This is a genomic window from Acinetobacter haemolyticus (assembly GCF_900406815.1).
Lineage (GTDB): Bacteria > Pseudomonadota > Gammaproteobacteria > Pseudomonadales > Moraxellaceae > Acinetobacter > Acinetobacter haemolyticus_A.
On sequence record NZ_OVCN01000014.1, the window covers coordinates 87,826 to 106,773 of the forward strand.

General features: G+C 40.3%; 16 protein-coding genes and 2 pseudogenes. 8 read left to right on the forward strand and 10 right to left on the reverse strand.

Annotated features, from left to right (window positions below; all coding sequences use genetic code 11):
* Positions 1 to 31: 31 nt before the first annotated feature.
* Both DK207_RS11310 and DK207_RS11315 read right to left on the reverse strand, forming a co-directional pair.
* Entirely contained in the window at positions 32 to 1,039 is a 1,008-nt protein-coding gene (locus DK207_RS11310) for a hypothetical protein (RefSeq protein ID WP_109441259.1), read from the reverse strand.
* A 24-nt stretch (positions 1,040 to 1,063) separates the two neighbouring features.
* Positions 1,064 to 2,071, reverse strand: a complete 1,008-nt coding sequence (locus DK207_RS11315; protein ID WP_109441260.1) for an alpha/beta fold hydrolase — start codon at positions 2,069 to 2,071, stop codon at positions 1,064 to 1,066.
* Between the two features lie 519 nt (positions 2,072 to 2,590).
* Here DK207_RS11315 and DK207_RS11320 point away from each other — a divergent pair.
* Positions 2,591 to 3,205 (forward strand): carbonic anhydrase, encoded by a 615-nt coding sequence (locus tag DK207_RS11320; protein ID WP_109441261.1) that lies wholly within the window; start codon positions 2,591 to 2,593, stop codon positions 3,203 to 3,205.
* Between the two features lie 86 nt (positions 3,206 to 3,291).
* Complete coding sequence (gene aac(6')-I, locus DK207_RS11325; protein ID WP_109441262.1) at positions 3,292 to 3,729, forward strand: AAC(6')-Ighjkrstuvwx family aminoglycoside N-acetyltransferase; 438 nt, start codon at positions 3,292 to 3,294, stop codon at positions 3,727 to 3,729.
* Positions 3,730 to 3,750: 21 nt separating this feature from the next.
* Here the strand turns inward: aac(6')-I and DK207_RS11330 are convergent, their stop codons facing one another.
* Positions 3,751 to 4,374: an arylesterase gene (locus DK207_RS11330; protein WP_171293676.1), complete on the reverse strand. Its 624-nt coding sequence runs from the start codon at positions 4,372 to 4,374 to the stop codon at positions 3,751 to 3,753.
* Between the two features lie 43 nt (positions 4,375 to 4,417).
* Here DK207_RS11330 and DK207_RS11335 point away from each other — a divergent pair, with 43 nt between their 5' ends.
* The 3 genes and pseudogenes from DK207_RS11335 to DK207_RS11340 all read left to right on the forward strand — a co-directional run.
* The gene (locus DK207_RS11335) at positions 4,418 to 5,122 is read left to right on the forward strand and encodes an ABC transporter ATP-binding protein (RefSeq protein WP_109441263.1); all 705 of its coding nucleotides are present in this window, start codon (positions 4,418 to 4,420) and stop codon (positions 5,120 to 5,122) included.
* Positions 5,119 to 5,752, forward strand: a pseudogene (locus DK207_RS16090) (ABC transporter permease); the annotation flags it as partial. The gene DK207_RS11335 and the pseudogene DK207_RS16090, both read left to right, overlap by 4 nt.
* A gap of 77 nt (positions 5,753 to 5,829) precedes the next feature.
* A pseudogene (locus tag DK207_RS11340) lies at positions 5,830 to 7,605 on the forward strand (ABC transporter permease); the annotation flags it as partial.
* A gap of 80 nt (positions 7,606 to 7,685) precedes the next feature.
* Here the strand turns inward: DK207_RS11340 and DK207_RS11345 are convergent.
* Positions 7,686 to 8,114 (reverse strand): VOC family protein, encoded by a 429-nt coding sequence (locus DK207_RS11345; protein ID WP_109441265.1) that lies wholly within the window; start codon positions 8,112 to 8,114, stop codon positions 7,686 to 7,688.
* A 261-nt stretch (positions 8,115 to 8,375) separates the two neighbouring features.
* Positions 8,376 to 9,179, reverse strand: a complete 804-nt coding sequence (locus tag DK207_RS11350) for a rhomboid family intramembrane serine protease (protein WP_109441266.1) — start codon at positions 9,177 to 9,179, stop codon at positions 8,376 to 8,378.
* A 98-nt stretch (positions 9,180 to 9,277) separates the two neighbouring features.
* On the opposite strand from DK207_RS11350, the gene mtgA reads away from it, so the two are divergent.
* The gene (gene mtgA, locus DK207_RS11355) at positions 9,278 to 9,949 is read left to right on the forward strand and encodes a monofunctional biosynthetic peptidoglycan transglycosylase (RefSeq protein ID WP_109441267.1); all 672 of its coding nucleotides are present in this window, start codon (positions 9,278 to 9,280) and stop codon (positions 9,947 to 9,949) included.
* Positions 9,950 to 10,104: 155 nt separating this feature from the next.
* Positions 10,105 to 12,183, forward strand: coding sequence for a polyphosphate kinase 1 (ppk1, locus tag DK207_RS11360; protein WP_109441268.1), 2,079 nt, complete (start codon positions 10,105 to 10,107; stop codon positions 12,181 to 12,183).
* Between the two features lie 49 nt (positions 12,184 to 12,232).
* Here the strand turns inward: ppk1 and DK207_RS11365 are convergent, their stop codons facing one another.
* From DK207_RS11365 to DK207_RS11380, 5 genes are all read right to left on the reverse strand, one after another.
* Positions 12,233 to 13,276, reverse strand: coding sequence for an NAD(P)H-dependent flavin oxidoreductase (locus DK207_RS11365; protein ID WP_109441269.1), 1,044 nt, complete (start codon positions 13,274 to 13,276; stop codon positions 12,233 to 12,235).
* A 274-nt stretch (positions 13,277 to 13,550) separates the two neighbouring features.
* The gene (gene cydB / locus DK207_RS11370; RefSeq protein WP_109441270.1) at positions 13,551 to 14,555 is read right to left on the reverse strand and encodes a cytochrome d ubiquinol oxidase subunit II; all 1,005 of its coding nucleotides are present in this window, start codon (positions 14,553 to 14,555) and stop codon (positions 13,551 to 13,553) included.
* A gap of 1 nt (position 14,556) precedes the next feature.
* On the reverse strand, positions 14,557 to 15,990 hold the full coding sequence (locus DK207_RS11375; protein ID WP_109441271.1) for a cytochrome ubiquinol oxidase subunit I: 1,434 nt from the start codon (positions 15,988 to 15,990) through the stop codon (positions 14,557 to 14,559).
* 153 nt (positions 15,991 to 16,143) lie between these two features.
* The gene (locus tag DK207_RS15960; protein ID WP_228247944.1) at positions 16,144 to 16,602 is read right to left on the reverse strand and encodes a DUF2946 family protein; all 459 of its coding nucleotides are present in this window, start codon (positions 16,600 to 16,602) and stop codon (positions 16,144 to 16,146) included.
* Positions 16,603 to 16,808: 206 nt separating this feature from the next.
* The gene (locus tag DK207_RS11380; RefSeq protein ID WP_109441272.1) at positions 16,809 to 17,510 is read right to left on the reverse strand and encodes a VIT1/CCC1 transporter family protein; all 702 of its coding nucleotides are present in this window, start codon (positions 17,508 to 17,510) and stop codon (positions 16,809 to 16,811) included.
* A 219-nt stretch (positions 17,511 to 17,729) separates the two neighbouring features.
* Here DK207_RS11380 and DK207_RS11385 point away from each other — a divergent pair, with 219 nt between their 5' ends.
* Positions 17,730 to 18,944 (forward strand): tetratricopeptide repeat protein, encoded by a 1,215-nt coding sequence (locus tag DK207_RS11385; protein WP_109441273.1) that lies wholly within the window; start codon positions 17,730 to 17,732, stop codon positions 18,942 to 18,944.
* Positions 18,945 to 18,948 lie beyond the last annotated feature (4 nt).

Below are 18,948 nucleotides of genomic sequence, written 5' to 3' on the forward strand. Positions count from 1 at the left end.
GATATAAACTGAAGGATAGGGTTTTAGCGCCTTATCCTTCTAATTTTAAAATCTGGGAAACTTGTTCAGAATAATAAAAACTTTCCAAATAAGTGCGTGCACGTTGTCTTAAATAACCGGTTTGGATCACTTGTTCTAAAATAGGCACTAACAAATCATTTAATTCTTTCTGAATCAAATCCTCATCAATGTTGAGATCACGAAGCAACAGATCAAAAGTTCGTTCTTGATTTCGTGCATACCATGCATAAACGCCATCATGGACTTGTTGTTTCAAATAGTCGGTTTGACGAATATGATCCCAGATTTCATGCCCCATAGCCACAGTACGTGGTAAATCTTGTACCTCGATATAGTTGCGTAAAACTGACAATGGCATTACTTTGATTTTATGCCAGATGTTAGCTTGGAAGTGATAGAGCTTGTCATCATTGAAGTGTTGATTTAACACTTTCTCACTCATTTGGCTGATTTTTAAAATATTCTTCTGTAAATAATGTCCAATAGTGTTATTCAGGTTCGAATCTGTCACGGTTTCCAAAACAGATTTTCCCATTTTCATAAACTGTCCCACACCAGGAACGCGTTTAGACATAACTGAGTTTTCTAAATAATCTTGAATAGAATGTTGGATGAGTTGTGTAATCAGTGCGGAAAATGCAGGATTATTCACAACAGTCTTGATTAATCTTTGGCGGTGTCCACTTTTACTTGCAATGTATTGGGCAATCGAATCAATGGTTAAAACAGGAATGACATCTTCAATTGAGGTCTCATCATTGAGCGGATGAATTAACGCAAAACGGATATGTTCTGCAATTTGCTCGATTAAAAATGAACTTGCTGGCGTGGCTAAGATTTGTTTTTCGATCAAATCAAAGATCTGCTCAAACGACCAAATGTGTTGTAATTGCTGTAAGCGCAACCAATGATAGAACTGTTTAAACTCATGTTGAATGGTTTCAGTTTGTGCAAACTCATGATCAAGAAAATCAAGTTGTGCATCAATCAATTGTTCTATCATTGGATGTTTTTGCATAGGGTTTAAATCACACCTCTAAGTTTATGGTGTTGAAGCGGTTACAGGTTTTTGCGCCTGAATTTTGCTTAAAAATGGTAAGTACTGTTGAACAACCAATTGATCTGCCTCTAGGATTGGCATGTGTCCCACATTTTCTAAAATCACAGGCGCTTGCGCATTTTTCAAGAGTGATTTTAACTCTGGTGCAACTTCAGCATTGATAATTTTATCTTGTTTGCCCCATAAAATAAGCGTTGGAGCATCGATGGCTCTTGCGAGTAAAGCAAAAGAATCAGGCGTGTATAATTTATTCAAGGCAACGACTTGATCAACCATTCTTTTGGTTTGTTCAACTTGTCCGATCATCATGCGTTCTTGAGCTTGTGCAATTTCTTTTGGAATGAAAGGAGGTGCATACATTGCTTGTTGCATCAGGAAATTAAAATCTCCTTTTTTACTCACCACCATATTTCTTAGTTGATTTGGATCTTTTAGATAAGGCGTGTTTGCTGAACGATATACGCCTGCAGCATTGACGAGAAATAGGCTCTTGGTTTCAAAAGGATATTGGCCTGCATAGAGCATAGCGACTGATCCACCAAGTGAATGACCTGCAATATGTGCTGGTCCAGTTAGGTTGGCAGCTTCAATAAAGCGACGTAGTTTTTCTGTTACGTTTGGAACAGAGTAGTCAAAATCTTTAGGAACTTGTGTTTCGCCACTGGCAGGTAAATCCGGAATGATGACATGGTAATTTGCTGTTAATGCGTGAGCAATACGATTCCAGTTATCACGACTGCCTGCCAGACCATGAATTAACACAATAATCGGTTTGCCGCTTTGACCACCTTCACTGTATGACCAAGTCATATCTCCTACTTTTAGAGTTTTGGTTTGTAAGCCAGCCCATGAGCGTTCTTGTTGAAGTAGGTTTTGGAAACTCATTTCAATTTCAGCAGCATGTGTTGTATTTATGGTTGCTGTTAAACTGAATGCCAATAATGCGGCAGTAAGTGTTTTAGCTATAGGTAACGAAAATGGAATATTCATCTTTGCTCAGTCCTTGATCTATTTTAAAACAATTGATTATTGAGGATGTTGCTCAGTGAGTCATTCGCATAATCTACAGGTGTATGGAAATTCTTGCCAATGAAATCAGCATTTTTAAGCTATTTTTATGATCAAAGGTATGTTCCTTAGTCGATGCAGTTTCTATTTTTGTCAGTGACATTAAACTTTGCGCAGATTAAACTAAGGGGCTGTTGATATTTCAGCCATGCATTGCGTTACTGGCTAAAACCATACAAACGAGGCATGAGGCACAGACAATGGCGGTTCCCTTGTCAAGTTTCATAACGAAGTTTGGAGCAGTTTTAGCCGTAACCCTGTGGGACAGGTACATTTTGTGCCGCAACTGCGTTATGCCTTACTTATTTAGAAGAGCTAAATTGCGTAAGTCATGACTTGTATCCTCAGAAAATGTCCACTGTCGCAATGAGAGCTGAATAGCTCGCAAGGTGAAATGTCATCAGCCCCTATTTCTCATGTTTACCATAGATGGATATACACATGCTCACTGCCCAAGAAACTCTAGAACGTTTAAAAGCTGGTAATGCTCGTTTTGTGAAAGGGGAAGCAACCCAACAAAAATTGCTCACTCATCAAGAGCGTGCCGAGATGGCAAGTGAACAAAATCCTTTTGCGATTATTTTAGGCTGTTCAGATTCACGTGTACCTGCTGAGATGGTGTTCGACCAAGGTTTAGGTGATTTATTCGTGATCCGTGTAGCTGGTAATATTGTTGCACCATCACAAGTGGGTAGTGTTGAGTTTGCCGCTGAACGATATGATTGTGCAGTGGTTGTTGTCTTAGGTCATAGTCATTGTGGTGCAATCCAAGCAACAATTGATACGCTAAAGAATCCAGATCAACCCCCATCATCAAACCTGATGTCGATTGTGAATCGTGTGCGTCCTTCGGTTGAAATTTTGATGCAAACTGAGTTAAAGGATGATTTGAAAAAATTATCTGCGCATGCCGTCCGTTCCAATGTTTTTGCTTCTGTGAATCAGTTACGCCATGGTTCTTCGGTATTAGAAAGCCTAATTGAAAAAGGTAAAATGATTGTCGTGGGTGCAGAGTATTCGCTGGAAACAGGTGAAGTCACATTCTTTGATTTTTAAAATCATCTCCATGGCTAACTTTTAAGTTAGCCATGTTCCAGCTGTTATTTTCACGATGTTGTGATGTACACAGTGGTGGTTATTTCATGAATATTAAAACAGCATCAGAAGCTTTAATCCAAGATTGGCTAGAACTAAGAAATAAGTTGTGGAACGATTCTGAAGCCTCACATTTAAAAGAGATGCATCAATTATTAGCTGCAAAACATGCCTTACAATTATTAGCCTATTCTGATCACCAAGCGATTGCGATGTTAGAAGCCTCAATTCGGTTTGAATATGTAAATGGAACGGAGACCTCTCCTGTAGGCTTTTTGGAAGATATTTATGTACTTCCAGCCTATCGACGCTCAGGTGTTGCAACGGAGCTTATTCGACAGGCGGAAGTGTGGGCAAAACAATTTTCTTGTACTGAATTCGCATCTGATGCTGCATTAGACAATGTAATTAGTCACGCTATGCATCGTTCATTAGGTTTTCAGGAAACTGAAAAAGTCGTTTATTTTAGTAAAAAAATAGATTAATCAAACTTGAAATGCGGTGATTTACAAAGCCTCTCGTATATAGGGATAAGCCAAATTAAGCATCGTCAATTGTGCTTTGGCATTTGGATGAATCTGATCATTCTGCATCAAACTCTTATTGCCCGCTACACCTTCAAGAAAAAACGGTAGCAGCTTAATACGGTATTGCTGACTTACAACTTTATAATTATTTTCAAAAGCGCGGCTATAGGCTGTACCATAATTTGGTGGTATTTTCATACCAAACAGTAAAACTGTGGCCTTTTGTTTCTGACTCAGTTGTACCAATTGAGCTAAATTTTTTTGAATCAATTGTGGCGGTTGTCCGCGAAGTCCATCATTTCCACCTAGCTCGATGACGACAACTTCAGGTTTATAGGTTTGCAGAAGTTTGGGTAATCGAGCGAGCGCACCACTGGTGGTTTCTCCGCTTACGCTTGCATTGACCACCTTGTGCTGTTTCGGATAGTGTTGGTCTAAGCGTTGTTGTAGTAAGTGAGCCCAACCTTGTTTGGTTTCAATACCATAGCCTGCACTTAGACTGTCGCCTAATATTAAAATGGTCTTTGCTGAAACCAGTGTCGGAAATAAAAAAATTCCGATAATGATCAATGGTTTCGATATCGACAAAATTACTTTAGAAATTTGCATAACCGTAATTAATTTGCTCAACAGGATACGTGACATCATGCCACAACCGATTATTTCTGCTCAAAAAGTTACACAAAATATTCAAATTAATCAGCAAAGTTTAACGATCCTAAGAGAGATTGATCTTGAGATTTATCAGGGTGAACAAATTGCGATTACGGGGCGATCAGGTTCGGGTAAGTCTACATTGTTGGGTATTTTAGCCACTCTGGATCGACCAAGTAGTGGTGAGTTATGGGTATGTGGGCAGGCTGTTCATACGCTGACCGAAGAGCAACGTGCCCAAGTGCGTTTAGAAAATATTGGTTTTGTATTTCAATCCTTTCAATTGTTACCACAGTTGAGCGCCTTGGAAAATGTAATGTTGCCATTACGTTTACAGCCAAACTTTAATTTTAAGCAAGCAGAACAAAAAGCTTTGCAATGGTTGGAACGTGTGGGACTCGTACGCCAAGCTCAGCAAACACCGAAAGTGTTATCGGGAGGTGAACAACAACGGGTTGCGATTGCACGAGCACTGATTGCAGAACCAAAAATTATTTTTGCCGATGAACCAACAGGTAATCTTGATGGGCAAACTGCAGAAGAGATTGAACAGCTGTTGTTTGATTTGAATAAGGCACTTGGGACGACTCTGGTTTTAGTGACCCATGATCAGAATCTAGCTGCAATGTGCCAACGTCACGTACGGCTTGTCGATGGTCAAGTTCAGAATGTGGTCAAAGTCGGGGAAGGGATATGAACTCAATCGTAAAGCCCTTACTTCTACAAAGTTTTCGTACAGGTGGATTGTATCTGCTCATTATCGCATTATCTCTCGCGATCAGTGCCACCACCGCATTAAAGTTTAGCAATACACAGGTCCAAAATGCAGTCACTCTACAAGCAGCAGAAATGCTTGGTGCTGACTTGGTGTTATCCGACCATGAACCTATCCAAGCCGAATGGCAACAACAGGCTGAAAAACTAGATCTAAAGCGAGCTACTGTAACTGTTTTTGGTTCAATGGCACATACTGATGATCAGTTTGTGATGGTGAATGTCAAAGCCGTCGATGAACATTTTCCTTTAAGGGGGAAGTTAGAGATTTCACCCATGGCACAGAGGATTCAGGTAGGACAAGTCTGGTTAAGTCCTCGTGCAATGGACTTATTACAGGTGAAGATCGGGGATCAGATTGCGATTGCAGATGGACAGTTTAAGGTTACAGGCCTGATCGAACACGACTCAAATCAAGAGCTTGGCTTTTCTGGTTTTTCACCGACCGTGATTATCCATCAAGCAGATGTGGCCAAAACCAATGCTGTTCAAGTGGGAAGCCGTATTGAATATCGTTTACTTATGGCTGGTACACCAGCACAGGTCAACACATTTCAACAACAGTTTGAACTGCAAAACAAGCAAGAACATCCTGAGGCTCAAACAGATGATCCTAGCATGTCGAACCAGGAGACGAGTTCGCTAAAACTGCGAGATGCCAGTCAATCTAATACGCGCTTGATGAAACCAATTGAAAATTTGGATACTTTCTTACAGCTTGCTAATTTGCTGACAATTTTGTTGTGTGGGATTGCCATCGCATTAACCAGTCAACGCTATGTTCAACAAAACCAAGATCATATTGCATTGTTACGTTGCATGGGTGCCAGTAAAAAACAAATCATTGTGGCTTATTGTGTATTGCTAGCGGTGGTTAGTGCCTTATCCATTGTGGTGGGAAGTCTGATTGGTATTGGTTTAGGCTATGGTTTATTGCAGTTAATGTTGCAGTTGATTCCCCAATTACAGCTGAGTTTTGCAATTGGTGATTTGTTTTATGCCTTACCAATCGCTATTTTTACTAGTGTGATGGTGCTGATTGGTTTTATTTTGCCAAGTATTTGGGAGTTGTTAAACACGCCTCCAATTCGAGTGATTCGACAGCAAGAACGTTCGCGTAAATCTTATGTTGCAATGTTTGCAGTGGGGGTGACGAGTTTACTTGTTTTTAGTCTGGTATTGAGTGATAACCTGTCTCTCAGTATGTTGGTATTAGCTGCAATCTTACTTTTATGCGCGATACTTTATGTACTGATTTGGCAGTTATTAAAAGCGATAAAACAACTTAAACATCCAATCTCTGCCTATGTGCGGATCCCTCATCAAACTGCTTTGCAGATTACAGCTCTGGCTTTAGGGTTGAGCTTAATTACTGTGCTTAGCGTTTTAAGAACCGATTTATTGCAACGTTGGCAACAGCAATTACCTGAAGGCACACCCAATCAGTTTGTTTATGGTTTACCACCCTTTGATATGCCAGAATTAAAGCAACAACTTGAACAAAATGGTTGGCTATCCACACCGCTTTATCCAAATATTCGGGGGCGGTTGATCGCAAAAAATGGAGAGGCATTTTCACCTGAATTGGTTGAGCAGAATAACTCATTACGTCGAGAGCTTAATTTAACTCAAGCATCTGACTTTCCGAATGACAATGTCATTACAAGTGGTGAGCCTGTTTTTACCAAAACACATCAAGTTTCCGTCGAAGAAAATTTAGCTGCTGAACTAGGCATCCAGATCGGCGATGAACTCAGTTTTAGCTTGCCTGAAGGCCCGTTACAGGCCACCGTAATCAATTTCAGGTCAGTTGAGTGGGAGAGTTTTAGCCCCAATTTTTTCTTTATTTTTTCACCAAACAGCATGGATGAAAACGCAGGTAGTTATCTGGGAAGTTTTTATGTACCTCCTACAGATCAAGCCAAAATGGTTTCTTTAATTCAACAGTTTTCAAATACCGTGTTTATTGATGTGGGACGCGTTTTGGATGAAGTGAAAAGGCTAATGAATGTGTTGGTGCAAATCGTCACGGTACTGGCAATGCTGGTTGGATTATCGGGTTTACTGGTGTTGATTGCCTGTCTAAATGTATTGATGGATGAGCGTCGCAAAGAAGTCGCGTTAATGCGTTCATTTGGAATTGCTAAAAATAAATTGAAACGCATGCTCAGTTTAGAGATCGGTTTTATTGGTGCATTGGCTGGTGTTGTAGCCTGTCTTTTTGCAGAGGTGATTAGTGCAATTGCCAGTTATAAAATGCAAATGGCGATTCAATGGCATCCTGAAATTTGGTTGATCCTACCGTTGAGTATGCTGTTGATTTGTACTTTGATTGGACGTTATCGCCTAAGCTATCTATGCGATATTCCACCATTGCAGAGCTTGAGGGAAATCAACCAATCTTAAAAATTATGTAATGATTTAGATGCAAGATATTCTGTTATTTTGCATCTAAATCCTACTATGCTTTAAAAAACTTCGTTTTATCAACAATCCGAGGGTGGCATAATTTGTGGATTCCAGACAATTTCCCAAAGGTGACCATTCGGATCAAGAAAGTATCCTGCGTAGCCGCCATAAAAAGTATTTTGGGCTTGTTTAACGATGACGGCACCTGCTTTTTTCGCAGTTTCCATAATTTCATCAACTTCACTTTTATTGCTGACATTATGTCCAATTGACATGCCAGTTGAACTGATAGGTTGCGGAATTAATCCAGCATCAATCGCGAGATCTTGCTGAGCAAAGATTGCGAGCTTTAGCCCACGTTGAAGATTAAAGAATGCGACTGCACAGTGTTCAAACTCCTGACCGACAATACCATCTGTTTGCAGGCCAAGACCATCGCGGTAGAAAATAAGAGATTGTTCTAGATCGTTAACGCCAAGCGTTAAAATGGAAATGTGTGGTTTCATCTTTGTGCCCCTTTTGATGTCATAGATGTACCTACATGATGTTGGTACATTATTCGTCATGGGCCGTTAGTCGAATAACGGAAGAACTCGTATCAACGAGGGAATGGGCCAACCGTCCCAAACCTAATCTGTTTCTGACAAAAAAAGCATAATAAATGGATGGTTTTTTAGTCAATGTTAAAAGGGTAGTATGCGCATGAATAGATTAAATTGGGCAGTTATTTGTTTGCGGTGATCGCCCAATTTAATTGTTTAAGCGATTTAATTGAGTTTATTTTGCGTCAAAATCTCATACCATAACGGATGTAGTGTTTGACTTAATGCTGTGCAATAAACGTAAAACCCATAAAGTAATAGCGTCGCAATCAGGACAGCTCCAAGTTGGAACATTATTTTTTTCCCTGTTTTTTGACTGATATACCATGCAGTTGCTAATACAGCCCCCATGAGCATTCCACCGATATGAGCAGCATTATTAATACCTGAAACTGTAAAGCCGAATATGAGGTTAATTGCCATAATCAATAGCAAAGACTTCTTATCTAAGAGGAAACGTTGGCGTGGCAACATCGGTAAAACAGAAATAATAGTAAGGGCTGCACCTAATCCCATCACTGCACCAGAAGCCCCAGCGCTGATTTTAGGTAAATATTGAGGATCGAAATTTTGCAGCAATTGATAGCCATCTAGAATACCGAGATAGCTCGAAAGTAGGCTCCCCATCAGCCCAGCAAGGAAATATAGTGCAATATAGTAGCGACGACCGAACAGTTGTTCGGCGATACTGCCAAAAATGTATAATGCCCACATATTCAGCATGAGGTGGATCATTCCGAAATGGAAAAACATGCTGCTGAAAAGCCGTTCAGGCTGACCCAAGAAGGTCAGTGGTGTGAAATCAGCCCCCCAAGCAATTGCATCAACAGGGGAAGGATCGGTAATATCAACGCCTGTGAAGATTTGCCAGCCAAATAGACTAACGTTGACTGCAATCAAAGCCGCTGTAAACCACCAAGTATGTACGTGTAATTTTTGAGTAATTTGTGGTGGAGTTGTTTCAGTCATGTACTTAAACGAGTTGCTACAATAAAAAATAGCTTAGCATGAATCGAAGGTTTGTAGATACGACGCAGACTTTTTGCACCTAGGAGTGATGCATTTAAATGAAAGCCTTATTCGCGCGTATAGTGATGCTGTTGATCGGCGTAATTTTACTGATTCAGTTATGGATTTTTAGTAGTCTGGTTTGGTGGCGAACTCATCCTGTGAATACCACTATGTTTATGCGTCTGGATTACTGGTCAGATCTGACACCCATTCAACATCATTGGCGTGACTATGACGAGATTAGCGATAACTTCAAGCAGGCAGTTCTTGCAGGTGAAGATGCGAAATTTATTCATCATCATGGTTTCGACTGGGCTGGGATTCAACATGCTTTAGAACGCAATAATAAAAAAGGCGAAGTTGTGGCTGGAGGTTCAACGATTTCACAACAATTAGCAAAAAATTTATTTCTCTATAATAAACGTTCATTTGTGCGCAAAGGGCAAGAAGCGATCGCGACTTGGATGATGGAGCGCATGTGGTCGAAACGTAGAATTTTAGAAGTGTATATGAACTCTGTTGAGTTCGGACAAAATATCTATGGTGTAGAAGCTGCTGCACAATTTTACTATGGAAAAAGTGCGAAAAACTTAACGCGTGAACAGGCGGCTTTTTTAGCAGCCTTATTGCCAAACCCTAAGTACTATCAAAACAACCGTAATGATCGAAAGCTGCAATATCGAAAGCGTATTATTTTGAAATATATGAATGGGACGCAAAAGCCCTAAATGCTTATTTTGTTATGATTGAATAATATTTTCACAAATTAGAATTATTTTACAAAAGAAAAGCCCAATATTTTTGGGCTTTTTTACCAAATTGACATAATTTTGCAGCATACTTAATTCATCACTTGATAAATGATAATGCGACAAGGTTCGGTATGAATACTGCAGTGACGACAACGGCACCAATAGAATATAGTTACAACGATCGTTATATTAATCGTGAACTTTCAATTCTTGATTTCCATCTTCGGGTATTGGAACAAGCAGTTGATCCACTTCATCCGCTGTTGGAACGGATGAACTTTTTGCTGATCTTTTCTCGTAACCTCGATGAGTTTTTTGAAATTCGTGTCGCAGGGGTTATGGAGCAATTAACATTAGGCAATGAAAGTCGCACACCTGATGGTTTAACGCCAAAGCAAGTGTTGGAACAAATTTCAAAGACAGCACATGCTGCGATTGAACGTCAATATCGTATTCTTAACCAGGAAATTCTGCCAAAGTTACGCGAAGAAGATATCTGCTTTTTACGTCGTGGTGAATTAACACCAGCCCAATCTGCATGGATTAAGAAATATTTCCAAGAACAAGTCGCACCTGTCCTCACACCTATTAGTCTGGATCCTGCCCACCCATTTCCACGTCTAGTCAATAAAAGTTTAAACTTTATCGTGACCTTGGAAGGTAAGGATGCGTTTGGTCGTCAAATTGATCTTGCAGTTGTACCTGCGCCACGTTCGTTACCACGTGTAGTCCGATTGCCTGATGAATTAACAGATGGCAAAGAGCATCACGTGATGTTATCAGCCATCATCCACGAACATGTATCCGACTTGTTCCCAGGGATGACCGCTACAGGCTGTTATCAATTCCGTGTCACGCGAAATGCGGATCTGGCATTGAATGAAGACGTTGAAGATTTAGCCAAAGCTTTAAAAGGTGAATTAAGTTCACGCCGTTTTGGTCGTGCGGTGCGTTTAGAGGTTACGCATAATTGTCCACAGCATATTTATGAATATTTACTCAATGAGTTTGATCTCAATGAAGAGCAGCTTTACCGTGTTGATGGTCCCGTTAATCTAGCGCGTTTACTTTCAAACTTTAAACGCCCTCATTTACGTTATGACTCACATACACCGATCTTGCCAAAAGTATTTAAGAAGTCTGAAAATATTTTTGCTGCCATGCAAAAACAAGATATTCTTTTGCATCATCCTTTTGAATCATTTGCACCCGTGATTCAGTTGTTGCGAGAGGCAGCACGTGATCCACAGGTTTTAGCGATCAAACAAACGCTTTATCGTAGTGGTGCCGACTCAGAAATCGTGCAAGTGCTTGCCGAAGCAGCACGCAATGGCAAAGAAGTGACGGCCGTGATTGAACTACGTGCCCGTTTTGATGAAGAGTCAAATATCGAAGTCGCAAACGTTTTACAAGAAGCGGGGGCCGTTGTCGTATATGGGATCGTAGGGTACAAAACGCACGCCAAAATGATTTTGGTTGTGCGTCGTGAGAATAATAAATTAGTGCGTTACGTTCACCTCGGTACAGGTAATTACCATGCGGGTAATGCACGTATTTATACCGACTATGGCTTGATGACCACTGATAAAGATATTTGTGAAGACGTGCATCGGATTTTCCAAGAGCTTACCGGCATGGGCAAAATGGCGAAACCGAAAAAGCTGTTACATGCACCATTTACTTTACATACACAGTTGATCAATTTCATTGATGATGAGATTGCCAATGTCAAAGCAGGAAAAGCTGCGCAAATTATCATTAAAGTGAACGCTTTGACGGAAGTGCAGTTGATCAATAAATTGTATGAAGCCTCTCAGGCTGGTGTACAAATTGATTTGATTATTCGTTCTATCTGCTGCTTACGTCCAGGCTTGCCGAATCTGTCAGAAAATATTCGCGTTCGCTCGATTGTCGGTCGTTTCTTGGAACATACCCGCGTTTATTATTTTAGCAATAATGGTAATCCTCGTATTTATTGCTCAAGTGCGGACTGGATGGATCGTAATCTGTTTAATCGTGTGGAAGCGTGCTTTCCAATTGAAGATCCTGCTTTGAAGAAATCAATTTATCAACTTGGATTGTTAAATTATCTTAAAGACAATCAACAAGCATGGTTACTGCAAGGTGATGGTGTTTGGGAGCGAGCTCAGCTTGCTGAAGGAGAAACTCCTCATAATGCGCAGCAAAAATTGCTAGAAACATTTAAATGATCAAATTAAAAAAATCGACCTAAGTAGGTCGATTTTTTTGCACGAAAATTTAGAGTGTTGTCATTTCAACAATTAATTGATTGACCAAATCGGCTGCCTCTAATTCTCGAATTTGTGACACATTACTGCCTGCCCAAAAAGCACCATAACTATAATCTTGATGTTGACTTGCAATATTCATTAATTGTTTCGCCAGATCATAGGTATATGGATAAGCTGGAACGGTTGGGCGATCAGGTGCATCGATTTTCGTATGCCATGTACCCAGTAAACCACGTGCTGGGCGACCAGATAAACTCGCACTAATCTGCGTAATGCTTTGGCTAAAGAGTGCTTTACGGTAGGCAGCATTGGCACTTGAACTTTTACATTGTACAAAGGCGGTGCCCAACTGTACTGCACTTGCGCCGCGTTTAAGCATATTTTTTGCCTGATCACCATTCATAATGCCGCCAGCGGCAATAATCGGTCGGGAACAGTGTTGAGTAAGTAATTCGACCAAATCGCTGGTTTTAATCGCTGCGTCAAAGTGTTGATTGAAAATTCCTCGATGTCCACCAGCCTCAATACCTTGCGCGATGATTAAATCAATGCCAGCTGCTTCTATGGCTTGAGCTTCTATCAGATTTGTTGCCGACACCATCGTGATTATGCCTGCATTTTTGAGTGCTTCAATTTGATGAGCGTGAGGAATCCCGAAATGAAAACTGACGGCTTTAGGTTTGGTTTCTAATACCACATTTAAAAAATCGTCATTTTCTAAAAAACTTGGGTAAATACATTTGAGTTGAGTTGGTGGCTGAGCATCAAATTTTTTGAATTCAGGGGTTAAATATTCAATCCACTGTTGTGCATGTTGAGAATTTAAAGGTTCTGGTTGATGACAAAAGAAATTGACTTGAAATGGACGCTCACTGAGCTGTTGAGTTTTCAAGATGAGTTCTTTTGCTGATTCTGGTGTATTGGCACCAAGGCCTAAAGAACCGAGAGCACCTTGATTAGAAACTTCAGCAGCAAGGTCCGGAGTAGACACACCTGCCATAGGTGCTAGAAAAATAGGATGTTTTATTTCTAATAATTCTAAAATCGACATGTTAGATTCCTCATCTCTTTTAACCCAACATAGCCTAGATCTTAAAAAAATAGCAAATAATAATGGTTATTTACTTGAGGAATGGAAAGTTAAGCAGTGATGTGAAAAAGGTGTTTGACCAATCAATGATCAAACACCCACAAACCGCCTTATTATTGATAAGCCAACATGAGCAAAGCCTTAAAAAGACCCGCGATAATGGCCAAGCCTATAAAACCAACCAGCCACAGTCCGATAAACCATTTGATTTGTGATTTTTTCATTAGATTTCACCTCAATGGTAGCCTTCGTCACCGATACGGACTTTATCTCTAAAGATCCAATATCCCCAGAAGGTGTAAACCAGAATAATGGGAATCATGATCGCAGCGCCAACTAAAGCAAAAATCTGACTTTCTTTTGGTGCGGCAGCATCCCAAATCGTCACAGATGGTGGAATAATGTTGGGCCATAAGCTAATTACAAAGCCAGAGTAGGCAAGGAACATCAGCATTAATGTATAAATAAAGGGTTTATATTCACTTTTATTTAGACAAGCGCGCCATGCCAAATAGCTAAAAATCAACACTAAAATTGGCACAGGACTAAAGTAGATCAGTTGTGGCACAGTGAACCATTTTTCGGCAATGGCAGGCTGACTATATGGGGTATACAAGCTCACCGCAATGAAAATTGCCAATAGGCTGAAGATGAGTTTTGGCATCAGTTCATACATTTTATTTTGCAGCGCTTGGTCAGTTTTTAGAATTAACCAGCCACATCCTAACGCTGCATACATTACCACCACACCTAGACCAGTAAATAGTGCAAAAGGAGTTAACCAATCCAAACTGCCACCCACATAGATGCCATTTTCAGTTTTTAAACCTTGAATGTATGCACCTAAAATCACTCCTTGCAAGAAACTGGCAAGTGTTGATCCCCAAATAAAGGCCATGTCCCACAGTGCTTTGGAACGATTGGCTTTGAAGCGGAACTCAAAAGCAACGCCTCTAAAAATGAGGGCAATTACCATCAGGGTAATTGGCATATACAGAGCGGATAATACGGTTGCGTAGACGATTGGGAAAGCAGCAAATAAACCTGCGCCCCCAAGCACCATCCATGTTTCATTGCCGTCCCACACAGGTGCCACGGTATTCATCATCACATCACGTTCTTGTTGACCTTGAATGAAGGGGAATAAAATCCCAATACCTAGATCAAATCCATCAAGTACGACGTAAATTAATACGCCCAAGGCAATAATCATTGCCCAAATAAGAGAAATATCAAACATGTTATTCTCCTTTCTTCTGGTCGTTGCTATCGAGGCTTTCCTCAACAGCACTCAAAGGACGCATTGGGGTTTTAAAATGTCCAACACCACCAGTATCTTGGACTGGGGTATGAATGAATTGCGGACCTTTGTACATGAGCTTGAGAATGTAATAAATCCCAGTCCCAAATACGATGGTATATACCACGACAAAGATGATGAGGGTTATTCCAACCTGATTTGCCGAAACACTTGATAACGCATCTTCAGTACGTAATACCCCATAGACCACCCACGGTTGACGGCCTAATTCAGTTGTGAACCAGCCTGCGAGTAAGGCGATATAACCTGTTGGACCCATGATGAAGGCAAATTTATGAAACCATTTTTTCTCATATATCCGATCTTTCTTACGTAGAATTAAACCGATCACAGCAAGTAAGACCATGAGTGTGCCTAAACCCACCATGATACGAAAACTCCAGAATACCAAGGTTGAATTTGGGCGATCTTGAGGAGCAAACTCTTTTAATCCTTTAACTTCGCCATCCAGACTATGGGTGAGGATCAAACTTCCTAAATATGGAATACCCACTGCATACTTGGTAGTTTCGGCTTGCATATCAGGAATACCGAATAGATAAAGTGGCATCGGTTCGTTGACATTGGTTTCCCAATGTCCTTCCATCGCAGCTAATTTGGCAGGCTGATATTTTAAAGTGTTCAAACCATGATGATCGCCGATGATGACTTGTGCTGGTGCAGCAAATAAGATCATCCACATTGCCATGGAAAATGATTTTTTAACCAGTGCATCACGACGACCACGCAATAAATGCCAAGCTGCAGTTGCAGCAACCACCAAAGCCGACACTAAAAATGCAGCGACAGCCATGTGCGCAAAGCGATAAGGGAATGATGGATTAAACACGATGGCAAACCAGTCTTTGGGAACAATAATGCCATTTTCTATTGCAAAACCTTGCGGGGTCTGCATCCAGCTATTGGATGACAAAATCCAAAACATGGAGATACAGGTACCGATTGCGACCATGAAGGTGGCAAAAAAATGTGCTTTTTCACTTACACGTCCCCATCCGAACAGCATGATACCGAGAAATCCTGCCTCTAAGAAAAAGGCAGACAACACTTCATACGTCAGCAAAGGACCCGTGACACTTCCTGCAATTCGTGAAAATTCACTCCAGTTTGTACCAAACTGATAGCTCATCACTACACCTGAAACGACCCCCATACCAAAGGTCACAGCAAAAATTTTAAGCCAGTATTTATACAGATCTTGATAAATCGGATCATGGGTTTTTAGCCATTTCCATTCTAAAACGGCAAGAAAACAGGCCAGTCCAATCGATGTTGCTGGAAAAATAATATGGAATGAGACAGTAAATGCGAATTGGATACGTGCCAATTCTAATGCGGTTAAACCTAAGTCCATCACGAAGCCTCCGATACCAAACAAAACGGTTGTTGAAGAACATTGAGATACAGAGATTTATTGGCGATAAAGATCGCTCGTTTTTGCTGCCAAACAGCAAAACAAGTTTGAAAAAACATACGTTACTCACTTTTCAATAAATAGTTTTAAAAGCTAATGAATTGAAAAGGTGAGAGGAGGCGCGCGACCTTGGGGCAGAAGAAAAAGACGTTGTAAGTCAAAAAAGAAGCTAAGGAAAAGTTGTTGCAGGTGCACATAGCGTACTTGTATGCGGACAACGACTTCTTTGATACCTAGTGTGGGTGGTACGACCAACTGACCGTAGAAGAAACAAAATGGGCACTGATGGTTAATATCATGCTGATGGGTGTGATTTACACCCTCTGAAGTGACATGATCAACTGTGCTGCTATGATGATGTTCAGAATGAGATCGAGAGGTTATTGATGAGTTTTGTATACCCTGATGATGTCGGGACTGGGCTGACAAATGCACAACAGTCTCACATGCTGGAGAAATTTGAAATTCCTCTGGCAAAAGAGGCTGCAGAAAAACAGCAATTTGTAGCGTGATGGTTGCGAAAGCAAGCCATATCCCAAGTCGATGTATCAAAACCGCTCTCTACATTGGATATTTCTAGACTCTATTCATCAGTTGGCTTTTCAGCTTCATGGATGATGATGAGATCTCTTCGATCATACATCTAAATGATAAAAAAAGCTTTAAACTGTGAGGAATAATTTGCTTTTGGCTTTTTATGTTGAATAATTAACATTAAAAATAAGAATTGGAACAGGCATGTCTTCTCACTACGTCAATCACAGTGGATGAACATTAAACAATGAACCAATCCAACTTGAAAATAACATGGCTAAAATTCCCCAGATGGTAACCCTCATACTGCTTTTAAACATCGAAGTTTTTGCAACATAACCTGAAACTGCACCTAACAATGCTAAAGATAAGGTGCCTGTCAGCATGACGGTTTGAGAGACATAATTTTCAGCGCTGAGTAAAATGGCTAGCATCGGTAATGCGGCACCACATGAGAAAGCGGCTGCAGAAGATACCGCAGCCTGAATCGGGTTAGCAGCAGTATTTTCATGAATGCCAATCTCATCCCTTGCATGGGCAGCGAGTGCATCATGCGCCGTAAGTTGAGTTGCTACTTGTAATGCTAATTCTGTATCCAATCCTCTACTGATATATATTTGAGTAAGCTCATTTAATTCAGCTTGAGGGTTTCTTTTGAGTTCTTTTGCTTCGAATTTTAAGTCCGCCTTTTCTATATCTTCTTGAGATTTGACGGAAACATATTCACCTGCAGCCATTGAGGTGGCACCAGCAATCAATCCCGCGATACAAGTGACTAATAGCGTCTGGGTATGTGCGCCGCTTGCTGCCATGCCCATGACTAAACTGGTAACGGAAATAATGCCATCATTTGCACCCAAGACCGCGGCTCTCAGCCAGCCTGATCGTTGAATAACATGAGGTTCTGTATGATGTGAAAATGACATGGTTGTGCTCTTTGAGAGAAAAGTAAAAGTGTTTGTTTTCTTATGCGAGATACTATTTTTATCGATGATTCACGGACTGAATCGATTTATAAAATAACGTATTTTAACGACATGATAACAATGATTTAGTTATAATGTGTGAATAAATTAACATTTTAAATTGATTTAAGCTGACGATTACATCCACTTATAATGGGCATTATTTACTTGAGATATGCAATGAAAAAATCAAAAAAAAAGTTACTCAGTCATACCTTATTTACATTAAGCCTTCTATTTCCATTACAAGCGGTTATGAGTGCTGAAGCTGATTTTGTAAAAGAAGGGGATGCGGCTTATAAACCTGGTAATCCAATCTATGATCGATGGGATCAATTTTATAAATTAGAACAACAGCAGCCTGAGCAAGCAGAAAAAATTTTACTCGAACTTGCAACGCTGACACCACAAGATATCAAAGTTTGGAAAAGCCTAACTTATTTGCAAATACGCTTGAACAAACAAGACCAAGCTCTCCAAAGTGTTCGTAAAGCCTCGCAACTTGCTCCTCAGGACGATCAATTAAAACTACAAGAAGCATATTTGCTGAATCAGCAAAAGAGAGATAAAGAAGCTTTACCGATATTCAAAATGTTGACCCAATCAAATGATGTTGAAATCGCAACTAAAGCACAGCAAGCCGTACAAAATTTAAGTGGTGGAGCAGTTAGCCCTATATTTAAAGATATTTATTTTGCACCTTCTTATGAGTCGCGTTATGACGATTTCATTTTCCCGTTAAAAATGCGTTATGGGCGTAATCTTGATAATGGTCGCGCACAGATTTATGGTTTTATGAATCTTAATCGTGATACCAAATCCAGAGGGGGTGTTCGACCTGAAATTATTGATGAAAATGCGGTAACGGTTGGGGTAGGTGCAAATTATCAGCCGTGGTCGAGTGTACCGATTAGAGCCTATCTAGAATTAGGCGGTAGTTATGACTTAATTGACCGTAATCGCGATAAGTTTCGTGAAAGCGTTGTAGGTGGAGTTACAGGCTATCAAGAATGGTATGCAAATCCGAGTGTCGAAAATCGCACGGTTTGGAATGATTATTTTACCGACCTGTATGGTAACGTGGCTAGTTATTCACGTGAAGATTATAACGTCATTGCGGATCTAAGATTACGCTCAGGTTTTAATGTTTACCAAGGTGAAACGGGTACGGTACAAGCCTATGCCAAATTACATGCTTTGGCAGATTCTGAAGGTGAAAATTATAATAATTTATTTGAATATGGTGCTGGTGTTGCGTGGCAACCGTTTAATTATGTGCCTGTAAAACTACGTGTAGAGCGTTTATATGGTCATTATTTCAAAGATGCATTGGCAAATGGACAAGATCGCTATAACAACACTCGAACTGAATTGGTATTTTATAAGAGTTTCTAAGGCT

Coding starts and splice junctions, on each gene's coding strand:
- DK207_RS11385 (WP_109441273.1), top strand. CDS start 17,730: ATGAAAAAATCAAAAAAAAAGTTACTCAGTCATACCTTATTTACATTA.
- DK207_RS11315 (WP_109441260.1), bottom strand. CDS start 2,071: ATGAATATTCCATTTTCGTTACCTATAGCTAAAACACTTACTGCCGCA.
- cydB (WP_109441270.1), bottom strand. CDS start 14,555: ATGTTTGATATTTCTCTTATTTGGGCAATGATTATTGCCTTGGGCGTA.
- DK207_RS11320 (WP_109441261.1), top strand. CDS start 2,591: ATGCTCACTGCCCAAGAAACTCTAGAACGTTTAAAAGCTGGTAATGCT.
- ppk1 (WP_109441268.1), top strand. CDS start 10,105: ATGAATACTGCAGTGACGACAACGGCACCAATAGAATATAGTTACAAC.
- DK207_RS11365 (WP_109441269.1), bottom strand. CDS start 13,276: ATGTCGATTTTAGAATTATTAGAAATAAAACATCCTATTTTTCTAGCA.
- DK207_RS11345 (WP_109441265.1), bottom strand. CDS start 8,114: ATGAAACCACACATTTCCATTTTAACGCTTGGCGTTAACGATCTAGAA.
- mtgA (WP_109441267.1), top strand. CDS start 9,278: ATGAAAGCCTTATTCGCGCGTATAGTGATGCTGTTGATCGGCGTAATT.
- DK207_RS11335 (WP_109441263.1), top strand. CDS start 4,418: ATGCCACAACCGATTATTTCTGCTCAAAAAGTTACACAAAATATTCAA.
- DK207_RS11380 (WP_109441272.1), bottom strand. CDS start 17,510: ATGTCATTTTCACATCATACAGAACCTCATGTTATTCAACGATCAGGC.
- DK207_RS11350 (WP_109441266.1), bottom strand. CDS start 9,179: ATGACTGAAACAACTCCACCACAAATTACTCAAAAATTACACGTACAT.
- DK207_RS11375 (WP_109441271.1), bottom strand. CDS start 15,990: ATGGACTTAGGTTTAACCGCATTAGAATTGGCACGTATCCAATTCGCA.
- DK207_RS11310 (WP_109441259.1), bottom strand. CDS start 1,039: ATGCAAAAACATCCAATGATAGAACAATTGATTGATGCACAACTTGAT.